This is a genomic window from Streptomyces sp. NPDC002884 (assembly GCF_040295245.1).
Taxonomy (GTDB): Bacteria; Actinomycetota; Actinomycetes; order Streptomycetales; family Streptomycetaceae; genus Streptomyces.
This window is the reverse complement of record NZ_JBEOVB010000005.1, coordinates 41155-56958: the sequence shown is the minus strand read 5'-3', so window position 1 is coordinate 56958 and position 15804 is coordinate 41155. Positions and strand designations below refer to the sequence as shown.

General features: G+C 72.7%; 13 protein-coding genes. 9 read left to right on the top strand and 4 right to left on the bottom strand.

Annotated elements, in window-relative coordinates:
- Nucleotides 1–171 precede the first annotated feature (171 nt).
- From ABT070_RS12815 to ABT070_RS12790, 6 genes are all read left to right on the top strand, one after another.
- Nucleotides 172–1434, top strand: a complete 1263-nt coding sequence (locus tag ABT070_RS12815; RefSeq protein ID WP_351758680.1) for a sulfite oxidase — start codon at nucleotides 172–174, stop codon at nucleotides 1432–1434.
- Between the two features lie 222 nt (nucleotides 1435–1656).
- Complete coding sequence (gene pcaDC / locus ABT070_RS12810) at nucleotides 1657–2967, top strand: bifunctional 3-oxoadipate enol-lactonase/4-carboxymuconolactone decarboxylase PcaDC (protein ID WP_351758678.1); 1311 nt, start codon at nucleotides 1657–1659, stop codon at nucleotides 2965–2967.
- A gap of 43 nt (nucleotides 2968–3010) precedes the next feature.
- Complete coding sequence (locus ABT070_RS12805; protein ID WP_351759617.1) at nucleotides 3011–3646, top strand: MBL fold metallo-hydrolase; 636 nt, start codon at nucleotides 3011–3013, stop codon at nucleotides 3644–3646.
- A gap of 39 nt (nucleotides 3647–3685) precedes the next feature.
- Nucleotides 3686–4465, top strand: a complete 780-nt coding sequence (locus tag ABT070_RS12800) for an exodeoxyribonuclease III (protein WP_351758675.1) — start codon at nucleotides 3686–3688, stop codon at nucleotides 4463–4465.
- 125 nt (nucleotides 4466–4590) lie between these two features.
- The gene (locus tag ABT070_RS12795; protein WP_351758672.1) at nucleotides 4591–5010 is read left to right on the top strand and encodes a DUF6278 family protein; all 420 of its coding nucleotides are present in this window, start codon (nucleotides 4591–4593) and stop codon (nucleotides 5008–5010) included.
- Between the two features lie 116 nt (nucleotides 5011–5126).
- Nucleotides 5127–5870, top strand: coding sequence for an amino acid ABC transporter ATP-binding protein (locus ABT070_RS12790; RefSeq protein ID WP_351758670.1), 744 nt, complete (start codon nucleotides 5127–5129; stop codon nucleotides 5868–5870).
- Between the two features lie 48 nt (nucleotides 5871–5918).
- On the opposite strand, the gene ABT070_RS12785 is transcribed toward ABT070_RS12790, so the two are convergent.
- Together ABT070_RS12785 and ABT070_RS12780 are read right to left on the bottom strand one after the other, a co-directional pair.
- On the bottom strand, nucleotides 5919–7466 hold the full coding sequence (locus ABT070_RS12785) for a CocE/NonD family hydrolase (protein ID WP_451101592.1): 1548 nt from the start codon (nucleotides 7464–7466) through the stop codon (nucleotides 5919–5921).
- A 98-nt stretch (nucleotides 7467–7564) separates the two neighbouring features.
- Nucleotides 7565–8311, bottom strand: a complete 747-nt coding sequence (locus ABT070_RS12780) for a hypothetical protein (protein WP_351758664.1) — start codon at nucleotides 8309–8311, stop codon at nucleotides 7565–7567.
- Between the two features lie 143 nt (nucleotides 8312–8454).
- Between ABT070_RS12780 and ggt the strand changes: the two genes are divergently transcribed.
- Complete coding sequence (ggt, locus tag ABT070_RS12775; RefSeq protein ID WP_351758662.1) at nucleotides 8455–10266, top strand: gamma-glutamyltransferase; 1812 nt, start codon at nucleotides 8455–8457, stop codon at nucleotides 10264–10266.
- Nucleotides 10267–10321: 55 nt separating this feature from the next.
- Here the strand turns inward: ggt and ABT070_RS12770 are convergent, their stop codons facing one another.
- Both ABT070_RS12770 and map read right to left on the bottom strand, forming a co-directional pair.
- Nucleotides 10322–12877 (bottom strand): ATP-dependent Clp protease ATP-binding subunit, encoded by a 2556-nt coding sequence (locus ABT070_RS12770; RefSeq protein WP_351758659.1) that lies wholly within the window; start codon nucleotides 12875–12877, stop codon nucleotides 10322–10324.
- A 204-nt stretch (nucleotides 12878–13081) separates the two neighbouring features.
- Complete coding sequence (map, locus tag ABT070_RS12765) at nucleotides 13082–13852, bottom strand: type I methionyl aminopeptidase (protein WP_351758657.1); 771 nt, start codon at nucleotides 13850–13852, stop codon at nucleotides 13082–13084.
- A 32-nt stretch (nucleotides 13853–13884) separates the two neighbouring features.
- Here map and ABT070_RS12760 point away from each other — a divergent pair, with 32 nt between their 5' ends.
- Both ABT070_RS12760 and ABT070_RS12755 read left to right on the top strand, forming a co-directional pair.
- On the top strand, nucleotides 13885–14136 hold the full coding sequence (locus ABT070_RS12760) for a helix-turn-helix domain-containing protein (protein WP_351758655.1): 252 nt from the start codon (nucleotides 13885–13887) through the stop codon (nucleotides 14134–14136).
- A 143-nt stretch (nucleotides 14137–14279) separates the two neighbouring features.
- Entirely contained in the window at nucleotides 14280–15782 is a 1503-nt protein-coding gene (locus ABT070_RS12755; protein WP_351758652.1) for a hypothetical protein, read from the top strand.
- The last annotated feature ends 22 nt before the right edge of the window (nucleotides 15783–15804 follow it).

The following is a 15804-nucleotide window of genomic DNA, read 5'->3' as shown; positions in this document are numbered from 1 at the left end:
GACGACCACCGCCCCGCCCCGCGGTACCGCGCGCTGCTCTCGCGCGGCTGTTGTTGATCCTCACCTTCCTCCTCTCCCCCTTCTCCGCCCTCCTGCCGTGGACGCGCCGCGCCTTCTGACGCCCCGACCGCGTCCCGGTCCAGGCACCCCCGCCTCCGGAAAGGCAGGCCCATGCCCACGTCTCCCACGCCCGAATCCGCCTACGACCGCCGCAGACTGCACCAGTGGCTGGCCGGCGAGGCCCGCGCCGACGGTGTCTCCCGGCGTGATCTCCTCCGTCTCGCCGCCGCCGCCGGAATCGCGACCGCCGTGACTCCCGCGTTCTCCGCGCCGGCCGCGGCGGCGACGTCGCCCGGTATCGTCAAGGCGCTCCCCGACGACCGGTTCACCGTCCGGGGCACCAACGCCGAGACGAAGTTCGCCTCTCTCGCCGGGACCGGCTACCACACCCCCGTCGACCACTTCTTCGTCCGCAACCACACCTCCACCCCCGTCCTCGACGCCGCCGACTGGACCCTCACCGTCCACGGCGACGGCCTCACCCACGCCCACCCCGTCGAGTTCACCCTCGACGACCTGAAGAAGTTCCCCGCGGTCACCCGCACGGCGTTCGTGGAGTGCGCGGGCAACGGCCGCAGCTTCTTCACCTCCCAGCAGGGCCAGAGCGTCACCGGCACGGCGTGGACGCTGGGCGCGATCGGCACCGCGCGCTGGCGCGGGGTCCGCCTCGCCGACGTCCTGCGGCGGGCGGGGCTCGCCCGTGACGCCGTCGACGTCCTGCCCCGCGGCCTCGACGCCGACTACGTCACCGCCGACGGCACGAACCTCGGCCGGGTCCGCCGCCCCCTGCCGGCGTCCAAGGCGCTCGACGACGTCCTCCTCGCCTACGAGATGAACGGCGAGCCGCTGCCGTACGACCACGGTTTCCCCGTACGGGTCCTGGTGCCGAACTGGATCGGCATCGCCTCGGTCAAGTGGGTCGGTGACATCGAGGTGTCCGCGCAGCCCCTCTACTCGCCCTGGAACACCGACTTCTACCGGCTGTTCGGCAGCGCCCACCCCGAGGGCGGCAGCGCCCCGCTGACCCGGCAGACCGTCAAGAGCGCCTGGGAGCTGCCCTGGGACGCGAGCCTCGGCGCGGGCGCCGTGCACCGTCTGACCGGACGCTCCTGGTCCGGCGCGGGCGCGGTCGTGCGCGTCGACGTCAGCACCGACGGGGGCAACCGCTGGCGGCGCGCCCGGCTGCACGACGCCCCGCGCCGGGCCGGCTGGGTCCGCTGGTCCACCGACTGGCGCCCGTCGGCCCCCGGCGGGTACACCCTGCTGGCCCGGGCCACCGACAGCACCGGCCGCACCCAGCCCGACACGACCGTCCCGAACACCCAGGGCTATCTGTTCGACGCCGTGGTCCGCCACCCCGTACGGGCGGTGTGAGGGGAACGGGTGTACGGCGCAAAGACGTCGGCCGCGGCTCCGGCACGGGTTTCGCGGGGTCCCTCTGTACGATGCACGCGCGTCGGGTCTCACCTGCCGCCCGGCGGGGTGGGTGAAGTCCGGTGCAGAGGATCTTCGCGGGGCTGCCACAACCTGGGACGGCTTGCACGGGGTTCCGACCCAAGCGCGTGAGAAATTGTGAGATGTGGGAGCGTGAGCCGGGTGAGCGAGAGTACGACCAACACCCTGCAATACCGCTTCGACGGGCCGGAGGACGCCCCTGTCCTGATCCTGGGCCCCTCACTGGGTACGACATGGCACATGTGGGACCGTCAGGTTCCCGAGCTGGCCCAGCAGTGGCGGATCTTCCGCTACGACCTGCCCGGCCACGGCGGCGCCCCGGCCCACCCGGTCGGCTCGGTGTCCGACCTGGCCGGGCGGCTGCTCGCCACCCTCGACGCGCTCGGAGTGCAGCGCTTCGGCTACGCGGGCTGCGCGTTCGGCGGCGCGGTCGGCGTGGAGCTGGCGCTGCGGCACCCGGAGCGGGTCGCCTCGCTCGCGCTGATCGCGGCCTCCCCGCGGTTCGGCACGGCCGACGAGTTCCGGCAGCGGGGCGTGATAGTCCGCACCAACGGCCTGGACCCGATCGCCCGCAGCTCGCCCGACCGCTGGTTCACCAGCGGCTTCGCGGCCGCACAGCCCGCGATCACCGAGTGGGCCGTGCAGATGGTGCGCACCACCGACCCCGGCTGCTACATAGCGGCCTGCGAGGCCCTCGCCGCCTTCGACGTGCGGGCCGAGATCGGCCTCGTCGGGGTGCCGACGCTGGTCCTCGTCGGCTCGGACGACCAGGTCACCGGCCCCGCCGAGGCGCGCACCCTGGTGGCCGGAATCCCGGACGCCCGGCTGGCCGTCGTACCGGGCGCCTCGCACCTGGTCCCGGTGGAGCAGCCCGCGGCCGTGACCGACCTGCTGGTCCGCCACTTCTCCACCGCCTGGCAGCCCGCCTACGACTCCGCCACCGGGCAGACGGCCGTCCCGGGGATCCCCGTCAGGGTGGTCCCGACCGTGCCCCAGCAGCCCTTGCAGCCGGTGGCCATCGCGGAGATCGCGCCCGCCCCCGTCCTCGAACCGTTGCAGGTCATGGGCCGCCCCGATCCGTACGACGCCGGTCTCAAGGTGCGCCGGGAGGTCCTCGGCGACGCCCATGTCGACCGGGCGCTGTCCCAGGCCGACGACTTCTCGGGGGACTTCCAGGAGTTCGTCACCCGCTACGCCTGGGGCGAGATCTGGGACCGGCCCGGTCTCGACCGCCGCTCCCGCTCCTGCGTCACGCTCACCGCGCTGGTCGCGGGCGGCCACCTGGAGGAGCTCGCCTTCCACATCCGCGCCGCGCTGCGCAACGGCCTCACCCCCGACGAGATCAAGGAGGTGCTGCTGCAGGCGGCCGTCTACTGCGGCGTACCGGCGGCGAACAGCGCGTTCAAGGTGGCGCAGCAGGTCATCCGGGAGGAGACCACCCCCACCGAGTGAGCCCCGCGCGCGCCGCGGGGGCAGGATGGATCTCATGACGGCTCTGAGACTCACCAAGAAGTCGCACGCGTGTGTGCGCCTGGAGAAGGACGGGCGCACACTCGTCCTCGACCCCGGGGGGTTCAGCGAGGCGGACGCCGCTGTCGGCGCGGACGCCATCCTGGTCACGCACGAGCATCCCGACCACTTCGACGAGCAGCGGCTGCGGGCGGCCCTGGAGGCCGACCCGGCCGTCGGGATCTGGACCCTGAGGTCCGTCGCGGAAAAGCTCTCCACCGCGTTCCCCGGCCGGGTGCACACGGTCGGCCACGGCGACACGTTCACCGCCGCGGGTTTCGACGTCCAGGTCCACGGCGAGCTGCACGCCGTCATCCACCCCGACCTGCCGCGCGTGACCAACGTCGGCTTCCTCGTCGACGGCGGCCGCGTCTTCCACCCGGGAGACGCGCTCACCGTCCCCGAGCACCCGGTGGAGACGCTGCTGGCCCCGGTCCAGGCCCCCTGGAACAAGATCTCCGAGGTCATCGAGTACGTCCGCGAGATCCGGCCGCAGCGCGTCTACGACATCCACGACGCCCTCCTCACCGACCTCGCCCGCCCGATCTACGACACCCACCTGGGCAACCTGGGCGGCGCCGACCACGTGCGGCTTGCTCCGGGGGCGTCCGCGGAGGTCTGAGGGCGGGCGTTGTCGGACCCGCCGGGTAGGTTGTGAGGCATGCGTATCGCGACCTGGAACGTGAACTCGATCACCGCCCGCCTGCCGAGGCTGCTGGCCTGGCTGGAGAGCAGTGGCACCGACGTGCTGTGCCTCCAGGAGGCCAAGGTCGCCGAGGCGCAGTTCCCGCTCGACCAGCTGCGCGAGCTGGGCTACGAGGCGGCGGTGCACGCCACGGGCCGGTGGAACGGCGTGGCGGTGATCTCCCGCGTCGGTCTGGCGGACGTCGTCAAGGGCCTGCCCGGCGACCCCGGCTACGACGGGGCGCAGGAGCCGCGCGCCGTTGCGGCGACCTGTGGTCCGGTCCGCGTCTGGTCGGTGTACGTGCCGAACGGCCGCGAGGTCGACCACCCGCACTACGCCTACAAGCTCCAGTGGTTCGAGGCGCTCAGGGCGGCCGTCGCGGGCGACGCGGCGGGCGGCCGCCCCTTCGCGGTACTGGGCGACTACAACGTGGCGCCGACCGACGACGACGTGTACGACGTGGCCGCCTTCGAAGGCCTCACCCATGTCACCCCGGCCGAGCGCGCCGCCCTGGCGTCGCTGCGCGAGGCCGGCCTGTCGGACGTCGTCCCGCGCCCCCTGAAGTACGACCACCCGTTCACGTACTGGGACTACCGCCAGCTGGCGTTCCCCAAGAACCGCGGTATGCGCATCGACCTGGTGTACGGCAACGAGCCGTTCGCCGCGGCCGTCAAGGACTCCTACGTCGACCGCGAGGAGCGCAAGGGCAAGGGTGCCTCTGATCACGCGCCGGTCGTGGTCGACCTCGACGTGTAGCGGGAGCCGGGGGCTCGGCCGGCGGCGTGTGACGTCTCTGAGGCCCGCCGGGCCGGGCTTTCGGCCGTCGGCGTATGCCAGCGCGCCTGTGGTGCGCACGCCGGTACGAATGTCACGCTGGGCTTATGAACATCCCTTTCCTGGGCAACAGGAGCAAGAAGTACCGTGCGACGGTGCTGGCCGAGGACCCCGAGGGGATCGCCGAACTCCTCTCCGAATGCGAGCTGTTGCGTTCGCACGCGGCCCGGCAGGGGATCGGACTCGACGACACGGCCGTCTCGTTGGAGGCGCTGGACCAGCTTCCGCCGCGCTGGCGCGAGGACGAGGAGACCCTGCCCTGGTTCGGTCACGACGCGGGGCTCTACCTGGGCACGGTCGTGGTGCGTACGGTGCCCGGCGCCGTCTGGGCGATCTGGCCCGGCGGGGAACCGGTCGTCCGGCTGGCGTCCGGCCGCGAGGTCGACGTGGTCACCGCGGGGCGCGAGTGGGCCGCGACCGGGACCCCCGAACTGTCCCAGCTGTACGCCGAGGTGGCCGAGAACTGAGGCGCGAGCACGTAAATACGGCTAATGGCGGAAGGGTGCGTGTCGTGCCTCGACTCCGATCCTGGCTGGATAGTTTGCGGCAACCACGACACAGCTGAGAGTGAGTAGGGCTGCGCATGGCCGTCGATCCGTTGATCGAACTGCGTGACGTCAACAAGTACTTCGGGGATCTGCATGTCCTGCAGGACGTCAACCTCACCGTCGGCAGGGGGGAGGTGGTCGTGGTGATCGGCCCTTCGGGGTCGGGGAAGTCGACACTGTGCCGCGCGATCAACCGGCTGGAGCCCATCCACTCCGGTTCGATCACGCTCGACGGACAGCCGCTGCCCGAGGAGGGCAAGGCGCTGGCGGGACTGCGGTCCGAGGTCGGCATGGTCTTCCAGTCCTTCAACCTGTTCGCCCACAAGACCGTTCTCCAGAACATCTCGCTGGGCCAGGTGAAGGTGCGCAGGCGCAAGAAGGACGAGGCCGACCGGCGCTCCCGTGAACTGCTCGACCGGGTGGGCCTCGCCGACCAGGCCGACAAGTTCCCCGCCCAGCTCTCCGGAGGCCAGCAGCAGCGCGTGGCCATCGCCCGCGCCCTCGCCATGGATCCCAAGGCGCTCCTGTTCGACGAGCCCACCTCCGCCCTCGACCCCGAGATGATCAACGAGGTTCTCGAGGTCATGCAGCAGCTCGCCCAGGAGGGCATGACCATGGTCGTGGTCACCCACGAGATGGGCTTCGCGCGCTCGGCCGCCAATCGCGTGGTCTTCATGGCCGACGGCCGCATCGTCGAGGACCGCACCCCCGAGGAGTTCTTCACCGCGCCGCGCAGCGACCGCGCCAAGGACTTCCTCTCCAAGATCCTCAAGCACTGAGCGACGGCGCCGGCCGCGGGGCCCACCCGCCCCGGCGGCGGCCGGGGATCACTGCTCGCGCAGCGGGACCGACACGTACGACGGGTCGTCCGCCGGCGAGGAGAAGGTCAGCCGCGCGCCGGACGGGTTGTGCTCGATGTAGAGCGGGTCGACGGTGTCGACGACCAGGGCGAGCTTGTGCCCCGCCGGCACGTCGTAGGCCGTGGAGAACAGGTCCAGGTCGAGGCCGAACGGCTTGCCGGGCGTGTTCCCGTGGAAGGTGTACGGCGCGTTGGTGACCAGCTTGCCGAGGCCGAGCGGCCCCACGTCGTAGAGGTAGGCGACGAGGGTGCCGCTCTCCTCGGTCGGGGTGACGGTGGTGTGCAGCTTCGCGGTGCCACGCACCCGCTGGGCGGTGGCGTACTTCCCGGACTGCCATACGGCGGCCCAGCGGCGCGGGAGCAGGGGGATCGCGGCCACCGGGGGCAGCTTCGTCACCTGGTCGAGGATGCTGGACAGGAACACGATGCCGCCGTCGGCTCCCGAGTCCACATTGGTGTGGATCGTGGTGGAGCCCGCGAGGGCGATCTTCCGCCGGGTCGCGTTCACCGACTTCCAGTCCGGATATCCCTCGTAGCCGCCGGTGGAACGGGACTTGAGCCGGACGGGCTGCTCGCGGTCGATGCCGTTGTCCTCGCCCTTGAGGTAGTGGCCGAACCAGCGCTCGGTGTCGGTCCACACGTCGTTGGGCACTCCGAACAGACCGGGGAGCTCGGCGGTCGCGTGGTCGCCGGGGCGGAACTCCAGCCGCTTGGGGCCGGTCAGCCGCTCGTAGAAGGCGGCGGACTGGTTGGGCGGGAAGATCGTGTCGCCCCAGCCGCCGGCGAGCATGATCGCCGTGCCGTTCTTGTTGAGCCGGTCCAGGTAGGCGGCGGGGGAACGTTTCTGCCCCCAGGCGACGATGTCCTTCTCCTTCGACAGGTCGGAGGCGTAGAAGGCCGAGAAGACCTCCTGGGACTCGGCGCTCCGGCGACCGGTGACCGCGCCCACGGTGTCGAGCACGGCGGCGGCCTGGACGTGCTGGGTGCGGCCGGAGTAGATCGAGTCGATCAGGTCGCCCCAGCCGCTGAGCGAGGCGACGGCCTTGACCCGCGGGTCGTGGGCGGCGGCCAGCAGGCTGATCCCGGCGCCGTACGAGACGCCCGCCATGCCGACGTTCTCCGGGTCGCTGGGGGTGTTGGCGAGTGCCCAGTCGACGACCGCGGCGGCGTCGGCGACATCGTGCGGCCCGGCCACGTCGATCTCGCCGCCGGACTGCCAGAAGCCCCGCACGTTGTAACTGAGCACGACATACCCGGAGTCGGCGAGCCGCCGTGCCTGGGCGAGGTACTCCACCTGGGGGAAGCCCCAGCTCGTCGGCAGCACGATCAGCGGGTGACGGCTGGTGCCGTCGGCGGGGGTGACCACGTTGGCCTTGAGGACCGTGCCGCCTTCCCCGGCGATGTCGACGTACCGGACCGCGCCGGTGGCGGCCCGGGCCTCGGGCGTCAGGCCCAGTACCCCGCCGGCGACCAGGGTCGCGGAGACGGCGCCCATGGCGGTCGTACGAAGGGCCATGCGGTGCGGTCGTCCCACGGGTCACTCCTCTTGCCTGCGCCATCGCAAAGTGACCCGACGGTAACCGCTCCGCCCCACCTGAGGTAACCGTCGGTAAGTTACGTGGGAGTAACAATTGTCGTGTCCGGCAGGGGAGCCTGCGCGGCCCGGGTCACGTCCTCGACCAGTTCGACCACATCGGGGCCGTACGCCTGGGAGTTGATGACCTTCAGGAGCAGTACGAAGGAGCCGTTCCCGTGTTTGCGGGCCAGCCGCTCGTGGTTGCGGACCAGGTAGCGCGTGGCGGCCTGGTTGTTGATCGCGCGCTGGCCGCAGAACAGGAACACCGGCCGCGCCTCGCGCCGCCGGCCGGCGGTGAGCCGGGCCAGCAGGACGTACTCGGTGACGCCCGGTTCCATACGGTGGTGCTCGCCGCCTATCTGGAACGCGAGCCGGTCCGGGCCCGGTTCGCGGTCGGTGTTGACGCGCACCCCGGGCAGCATGGCCTGGATGTGCGCCGCCATCCGCCGGTTCGATCCCGGGCCGCCGACGCAGAACTCCGTCCGCTCTCCGAAACCCTGCCGGGCCACGTCCTGGGTGACCACCTCGGCGCCCGCACCGCAGTCCTTGATGAGCGCGGCGAGTTCCAGGAGCGCGAACACGTCGTGGCGGTGCACCGCGAGGTCGGGGCTGCCCGCGTCGCGGTTGACGACGAGCAGGCACTCCGAGTTCTCGGGCAGCCCGAAGAAGGCCTGCTTGCGCCGGAGTCTGCGCTTCCACAGGTAGGTGCGGGTCAACCAGCCGAGCGCGGCACTGATGCCGGCCGCGACCACGCCCAGGACGATATTGCGCACGTCGTCGTTCATGGGCGCGCATGCTAGCGGGCGAGCACGGCCGGGGCGTACCCGTGTTCGAGGTGTGGCAGTCGTATGACAGTGCCCGGAAGGAGGCTGTCGGGGCCCCGGGAATCTGGTTACGCTGCGCGGACGTTCCTGGACTGGAGGTACGGATGCGTCGCCCTGTCGCGCGGAAACTGTCGGTCCTGGCGGTCTCGGCCGCCGTGGTCACGGTGGGGGCCGCGGCGCCACCCGCCGCGGAGAGAGCCACTGTTGCGAAGGTCCCGGTCGCCGTCGGCTACGGCGGTGCCGTCGCGAGCGTCGACGCGGACGCCTCCGCGGCCGGCATCGAGGTACTGCGCAAGGGGGGTAACGCCGTCGACGCGGCCGTGGCCACCGCCGCCGCCCTCGGCGTCACCGAGCCCTACTCCTCGGGCATCGGCGGAGGCGGCTACTTCGTCTACTACGACGCCAGGTCCCGTACGGTGCACACAATCGACGGCCGGGAGACCGCCCCGCTGAGCGCGGACTCCGGTCTCTTCCTGGAGAACGGCAAGCCGCTCGCCTTCGCCGACGCCGTCAGCAGCGGTCTGGGCGTCGGCACGCCGGGGACTCCCGCCACCTGGGCGACCGCGCTGAAGGAGTGGGGCAGCGAGAAGCTCGGCACGGTCCTGAAGCCCGCCCAGCGCATCGCCCGTGACGGCTTCACCGTCGACGACACCTTCCGCACCCAGACCGCGGCCAACGAGACCCGCTTCCGCTACTTCCCGGACACGGCGAAGCTGTTCCTGCCCGGCGGTCAACTCCCCGTGGTGGGCTCGACGTTCAAGAACCCCGACCTCGCCCGCACCTACGAGGAGCTGGCCCGCGGGGGCGTCGGCGCGATCTACCGCGGCGACCTCGGCAAGGACATCGTCTCCACGGTGAACAAGCCGCCCGTGGACCCGGGTTCGGGCTGGAACGCCCGGCCGGGCGAGCTGTCCGCCAAGGACCTAGCGGCCTACCGCGCCAAGCTCCAGGCGCCCACGAAGACCTCGTACCGCGGCCTGGGCGTCTACTCCATCGCGCCCTCGTCCTCGGGCGGCACGACGGTCGGCGAGGCCCTCAACATCCTGGAGGGGACGGACCTTTCGAAGGCGAGCGAGGTCCAGTACCTGCACCGCTACCTCGAAGCCAGCCGGATCTCCTTCGCCGACCGCGGGCGCTGGGTCGGCGACCCCGCCTTCGAGGACGTACCCACCGAGCAGCTGCTGTCGCAGAAGTACGCCGACTCACGCGCCTGCCTCATCAAGGACGACGCGGTCCTCACCAGCCCGGTGGCGCCCGGCGACCCGCGTGACCCGGCCGCCTGCCAGCCGGGCGGCACGGCCGCGCCGACGACGTACGAGGGCGAGAACACCACGCACCTCACCGTCGCCGACAAGTGGGGCAACGTGGTCTCCTACACGCTCACCATCGAGCAGACCGGCGGCAGCGGCATCACCGTGCCCGGCCGTGGCTTCCTGCTCAACAACGAGCTGACGGACTTCTCCTTCGCCCCCGCCAGTCCGGCCGTCCACGACCCGAACCTGCCCGGCCCGGGCAAGCGGCCGCGCTCGTCGATCTCGCCGACGATCGTGCTCGACCGCACCGGCAAGCCCGTGGTGGCGCTGGGTTCGCCCGGCGGCGCGACCATCATCACCACCGTGCTGCAGACCCTGACCGAGTTCGTCGACCGAGGGCTGCCGCTCGTCGACGCCATCGCCGCTCCGCGCGCCAGCCAACGCAACGCCGCCCAGACGGAGTTGGAGCCCGCGCTGTACAACGACACCAGCCCCGACGGGCTGCGGGCCCGGCTGGAGGCCATCGGGCACTCCTTCAGGCTCAACCCCGAGATCGGCGCGGCGACCGCCGTGCAGCGGCTGCCCGGCGGCAAGTGGCTGGCCGCCGCCGAAACCGTGCGACGCGGCGGCGGTTCGGCACAGGTGGTGCGTCCGGCGCCCTAGGGCGGACACGGTCCGGAGCGTCCGCTCGCTTCGGGGCGCTCAGCGTTCGGGGCGCTCAGCGTTCGGGGGCGGGCGGTTCGCCGGTGTTCGTACGGAACACGAGCCGCCCGTCCTTCACCTCCACCGTGACCCGGTCGCCCTCCTCGACCCGCCCGTCGAGCAGCAGCCGGGACAGCTGGTTGTCGACCTCGCGCTGGATCGTGCGGCGCAGCGGGCGGGCGCCGTACTCGGGCTGGTAGCCGCGTTCGGCGAGCCAGTCGACGGCCGCGTCGGTGAACTCGGCCGTGACGCCCCGCGCCTGCACCAGCCGCCGCGTCCGCTCCAGCAACAGATCGGTGATCCGCCGCAGTTGCTCGCCCGTGAGCTGCCGGAACACGACGATCTCGTCGATCCGGTTGAGGAACTCCGGCCGGAAGTGCTCGCGCAGCGGACGCAGGATCTGCTCGCGTCGCGCCTCCTCGTCGGCGTCCGCGCCACCCGAGCCGAAGCCGATGCCGGCGCCGCGCCGGGTGATCGCCTCCGAACCCAGGTTGCTGGTCATCACGATCACCGTGTTGGTGAAGTCGACCGTACGGCCCTGGGAGTCGGTGAGCCTGCCGTCGTCGAGGACCTGGAGCAGGATGTTGAAGACATCCGGGTGCGCCTTCTCCACCTCGTCGAGCAGGAGCAGGGAGTAGGGGTGCCGGCGGACGGTCTCCGTCAGCTGCCCGGCCTCCTCGTGGCCGACGTAGCCGGGCGGGGCACCGATCAGACGGCTCACCGTGTGCCGCTCCTGGTACTCGCTCATGTCGAGCCGGACCATGCGCTCCTCGCTGCCGAACAGCGACTCGGCGAGCGCGCGTGCCAGTTCGGTCTTGCCGACACCGGTCGGGCCGAGGAAGAGGAAGCTGCCGATCGGCCGGTCCGGGCTGGCGAGCCCGGCACGCGAGCGCAGCACCGCGTCCGCGACGACCCGTACGGCCTCCTCCTGGCCGACGACCCGCTCGTGCAGGTGCTCCTCCAGGGCGAGCAGACGGTCCTTCTCCTCCTGGGTGAGACTGGCGACCGGGATGCCGGTCTGCCGGGACACCACCTCGGCGATCGCCTCCGCGGTGACCTCCAGATGCCGGCCCTCGTCGGAGGTGGCCTCGCCGCTCGCGTCGGCGATGCGCTGCTTCAACTCGACGATGCGGTCCCGCAGCCGGGTGGCCTGCTCGTACTGTTCGTCCGCGACCGCCTGGTCCTTGTCGCGGGCCAGTTCCTCGGCCTCGCGCTCCATGGCCCGTACGTCCGTGCCCTTGGTGCGGGCGCCGAGCCGCACCCGGGCGCCGGCCTGGTCGATCAGGTCGATCGCCTTGTCGGGCAGACGGCGGTCGGTGAGGTAGCGGTCGGACAGCTCCACGGCCGCGACGAGCGCCTCGTCGGTGTAGCGGACCTGGTGGTGGGCCTCGTAGCGGTCGCGCAGCCCGCGCAGGATCTCCAGCGCGTCGGCGACGGACGGCTCCGGGACGAGGATCGGCTGGAAGCGGCGGGCGAGCGCCGCGTCCTTCTCGATCCGCCGGTACTCCTCCAGCGTCGTCGCGCCCACGATGTGCAGCTCGCCGCGGGCCAGGGCCGGCTTGAGGATGTTGCCGGCGTCCATCGACCCCCCGCCCTCGCCGCCGCCGCCCGCGCCGACGACCGTGTGCAGCTCGTCGATGAAGACGATCAGCTCGTCGGAGTGGGCGCGGATCTCGTCGACGATGTTGGTCAGCCGCTCCTCGAAGTCGCCGCGGTAGCGGGTGCCCGCGACCACGCCCGTCAGGTCCAGGGCGACCACGCGCCGCGCGACGAGGACGTCCGGCACGTCCCCGTCCGTGATCCGCTGGGCCAGTCCCTCCACGATGGCGGTCTTGCCGACGCCCGCGTCACCGATCAGCACCGGGTTGTTCTTGCCGCGCCGGGAGAGCACCTCGATGGTCTGCTCGATCTCGTCGTCCCGGCCGATCACCGGGTCGATCCGGCCCTGGCGGGCCAGCTCCGTGAGATCCGTGCCGTACTTGTCCAGGGTGGGCGTGCCGGTGGGCCGCTGCCGGTCGCCGGGGCGGGGCGCCTGCGCGGTGTCCGGGGGGTCGCTCGGCAGGCCCGTGGCGGCGAAGCGGGCCGCGTTGAGGATGTGCCCGGCCGCGGAGTCCGGGTTCGAGGCGAGGGCGCTGAGCACGTGTTCCGGGCCGATGTAGCCGGCGCCGCGCGAGCGGGCCAGGTCGTGCGCGTCCAGCAGGGCGCGCTTGGCGGCCGGGGTCAGCGACAGCGACGTGGGCGGCGGTACCTCGCCCGGCGGGTGCAGGACCGGGCCCGAGCGCTCGTCGATCTCCGACGCGAGGGACTCGGGGTCGGCGCCGGCCCGGCTGAGCAGTGTGCGCGTCGGCTCCGCGCCGAGGGCCGCGCGCAGGAGGTGCTCGGTGTCCAGGTCGCGGCTGCCGTGCTCGGCGGCGTACTGGGCCGCGCCGCGCACGAGCTCCCTCGCGGGCCGGCTGAGGAGCTGGCCGATGTTGATCTGCCGGGGGCCGGGGCGGGGTCCGCCGAAGAAGCGGGCCAGGAACTCGCCGAAGGGGTCGCCGTACCCCTCCGGGCTGGAGAAGTCGCTGGTCATGGCGTTCCGTTCGATCGTCTTGCGCTGCCGGCGCGGACGGGTGACCTCATCCGTGCCGGGCTACACCACGATGGCACGATCCGCAGGGCGCGGCATGTCCTGGGACCCGCCGCCGCACGGCGTCCGCGGATCGTGCGCGGCCGGTCCCGCCCACGCCCCGGAGCCGCTGACCGGCGCGGCCCCGCGCCCCTCGGCGGAACGGTTCTACCGGCGCTCGGTGAGGATCCTCGGTCCGCTGTCCGTGATCGCCACCGTGTGCTCCGCGTGGGCCGCCCGCGAACCGTCGTTCGTGCACAGGGTCCAGCCGTCCTCGGCCTCGTGATAGCCGTCCTTGCCGCTCGCGATCAGCATCGGTTCGATCGCGATGGCCATACCGTGGCGCAGCGGGTAGCCGCGGCCCGGGCGGCCCTCGTTGGGGACCGAGGGGTCCTCGTGCATGTGGCGGCCGATTCCGTGCCCTCCGAAGCCCTCCGGGATGCCGTAGCCCGCCGACCGGCACACCGTGCCGATCGCGTGCGCGATGTCGCCGATGCGGTTGCCGACGACCGCCGCCTCGATGCCGGCCGCGAGGGCGCGCTCGGCGGTCTCGATCAGCCGGACGTCCGCCGGGCGCGGCGTGCCCACGACGAAGCTGATCGCGGAGTCGCCGGCCCAGCCGTCGAGGGTGGCGCCGAAGTCGGCCGAGAGGAGGTCGCCGTCGCGCAGCCGGTAGCCGGTGGGGATGCCGTGCACGATCGCGTCGTTCACGGACGCGCAGAGCACCGCCGGGAAGGGGGTCATGGCGAAGGACGGGCGGTAGCCGAGGAAGGGGGACGTCGCCCCCGCCTCCCGGAGCACGTCTTGTGCCAGTTCGTTCAGCTCCAGCAGGGATACGCCCACGTCGGCGGCGTCCCGTACGGCTGTCAGTGCCCGCGCGACGACCTGTCCCGCCGCGTACATGGCCTCGATCGATGTGTCTGTCTTGAGCTCCACCATGCCAATTACTATACCGGTATTAGAATGGCGTCATGGTGCGCACCCCCCTCACCCCGGAAGAACGCGAACGCGGCGAGCGGCTCGGTCTGCTGCTGCGCGAGGCCCGCGGCGGACGGAGCATGGCCGACGTCGCGGCGTGCGCCGGCCTCTCCGCCGAGACCCTCCGCAAGATCGAGACCGGCCGCGCCCCCACCCCGGCGTTCTTCACCGTCGCCGCGCTCGCCCGCGTGCTCGGTCTGTCGATGGACGAGCTGGCGGGGCTGTGCGTGCCCGCCCCCGCGTGACACCCTGGGGTCGCTGTCCGCGCCCGGTGGGGATCGCACGCGCATGTCGTCGCGTCGGTTTCGAAAACCGGCCGTAGCCGCGCTGTAACACGGTTGGTGTTTTCTACGAACCGGAGTGTTCCGGTCGGGGCGGGAGTCGAGCGATGGCTGTGGATCAACTCCCGGGCCGGGTACGGGAGTTCGCGAGCTACCTGAACGGGCTGCTGTCGCGCCTCGATCAGGGCGCCGGCTGGTGCGCGGTGTTCTGGCAACGCGATCCCGACGGCATGCAGGCCTGCCTCGACGGGCGGGAGGTGCCGCCCTGGGACGTGGTGGAGGCGGTGCTCCAGGACCTCGCCGCCGAGTACGGGACCGAGGTCGCCGAGCAGCAGGCGGAACGGGTCCGGCCCCTGCACGCCGCCGCTCTCGCCGCCCACGACGCCCGGCCCGGTGGCCGCGACGCCCTCGGCGACCGGCTCGACGTCATGCTCCGCGAACAGCGCTACGCGGCCGAACGGCTGGCCGAACTGGGGCGCAGGCTCCCGTCCGCGGCCACCCGGGAACAGGCCGACGCCGTCCGTCTCGACCTCGCCTGGGCCCATGACGACCATGAACGGGCCACCGCGCGGTGCGCCGAACTCCGCTACCGGATAGCGGAGTCGGACCGGCTCCCGGCGACCGGCGCGCGCCCCGGGCCCGCCCCGCGCACCGCCGCCGACCCCGCCTACGAGACGCCTGCCGCCCATGGAGCCCCCACCGGGTACGACGCCCCCACCGGGTACGACGTCCCGGTCGGCCGGGACGCCGCCGAGCACCTGGCCGGACCGACGGCCGGCGCGTACGAGGCCGAGGCCCCGGCGGCCGACGCCCCCGCCTCCCGGTCCGCTCCCGCCGAGGACACCCCCGCCCCCGCCGCGGCCCCCGTCCCCAAACAGCGCAAGCGCCGCCGCGGCAGCGCCCGTTTCGCCGGCCTGGCCGAGGAGGAGGACGCCACCTCCGTCGACGTACCGCCCGACACCGAACCGGTGACGCCCGCGCCCGCCCCGACCGGGCGCCGCACCCCGCGCGGCGCCCGCTTCGCCGGGGCCGCCGAGCAGACCGGGCAGCGGTCCGAGCCGCGCCGTGAGCCGCTGGACACGGTGGCCCGACGGGAGACCGTCGAGACGGTCGAGCGGCTGGTGCGCCTGCGCGGGGAGGGCCGCAGCGGCGAGGCGCACGCCCTGCTCGTCGAGCTCGCCTACTGGCCGGCCGCCCGCATCCCGCTGCTCGCCGCCGAACTCCAGCGCGCCGGGCTCACCGCCGACTGGACCACCCTGCTCTGGGAGGCCGCCTCCCTCCCCGCCGACCGGCTCGTCGCCGCGGCCGACGCGCTGGTCGCGGTGGGGCGCACGGCCGACGGCGAGCAGATCCTGCGCCAGGGCGTCGCCCGGCCCGCCGCCGAGATCGGACAGGCCGTCCTCGGCCTGGTCGAGGAGGGCCGGCGGCGCGAGGTCCGCGCGCTGCTCGACGCCTACGTCCGGGTCCGCACCCCCGAGGAGGCCGCCCGCAGCGTCGCCCCGGCCCCGCAGACCCTCGTCCCCCTCGTGCTGGAGGCCGCCCGGTCCGTGTCGGAGGAACGCCACTGGGACCTGGTGCACGCCCTCCGGGTCGCCGGCTTCACCGCCTGACCCGGTCACCCCTTACGCCGTA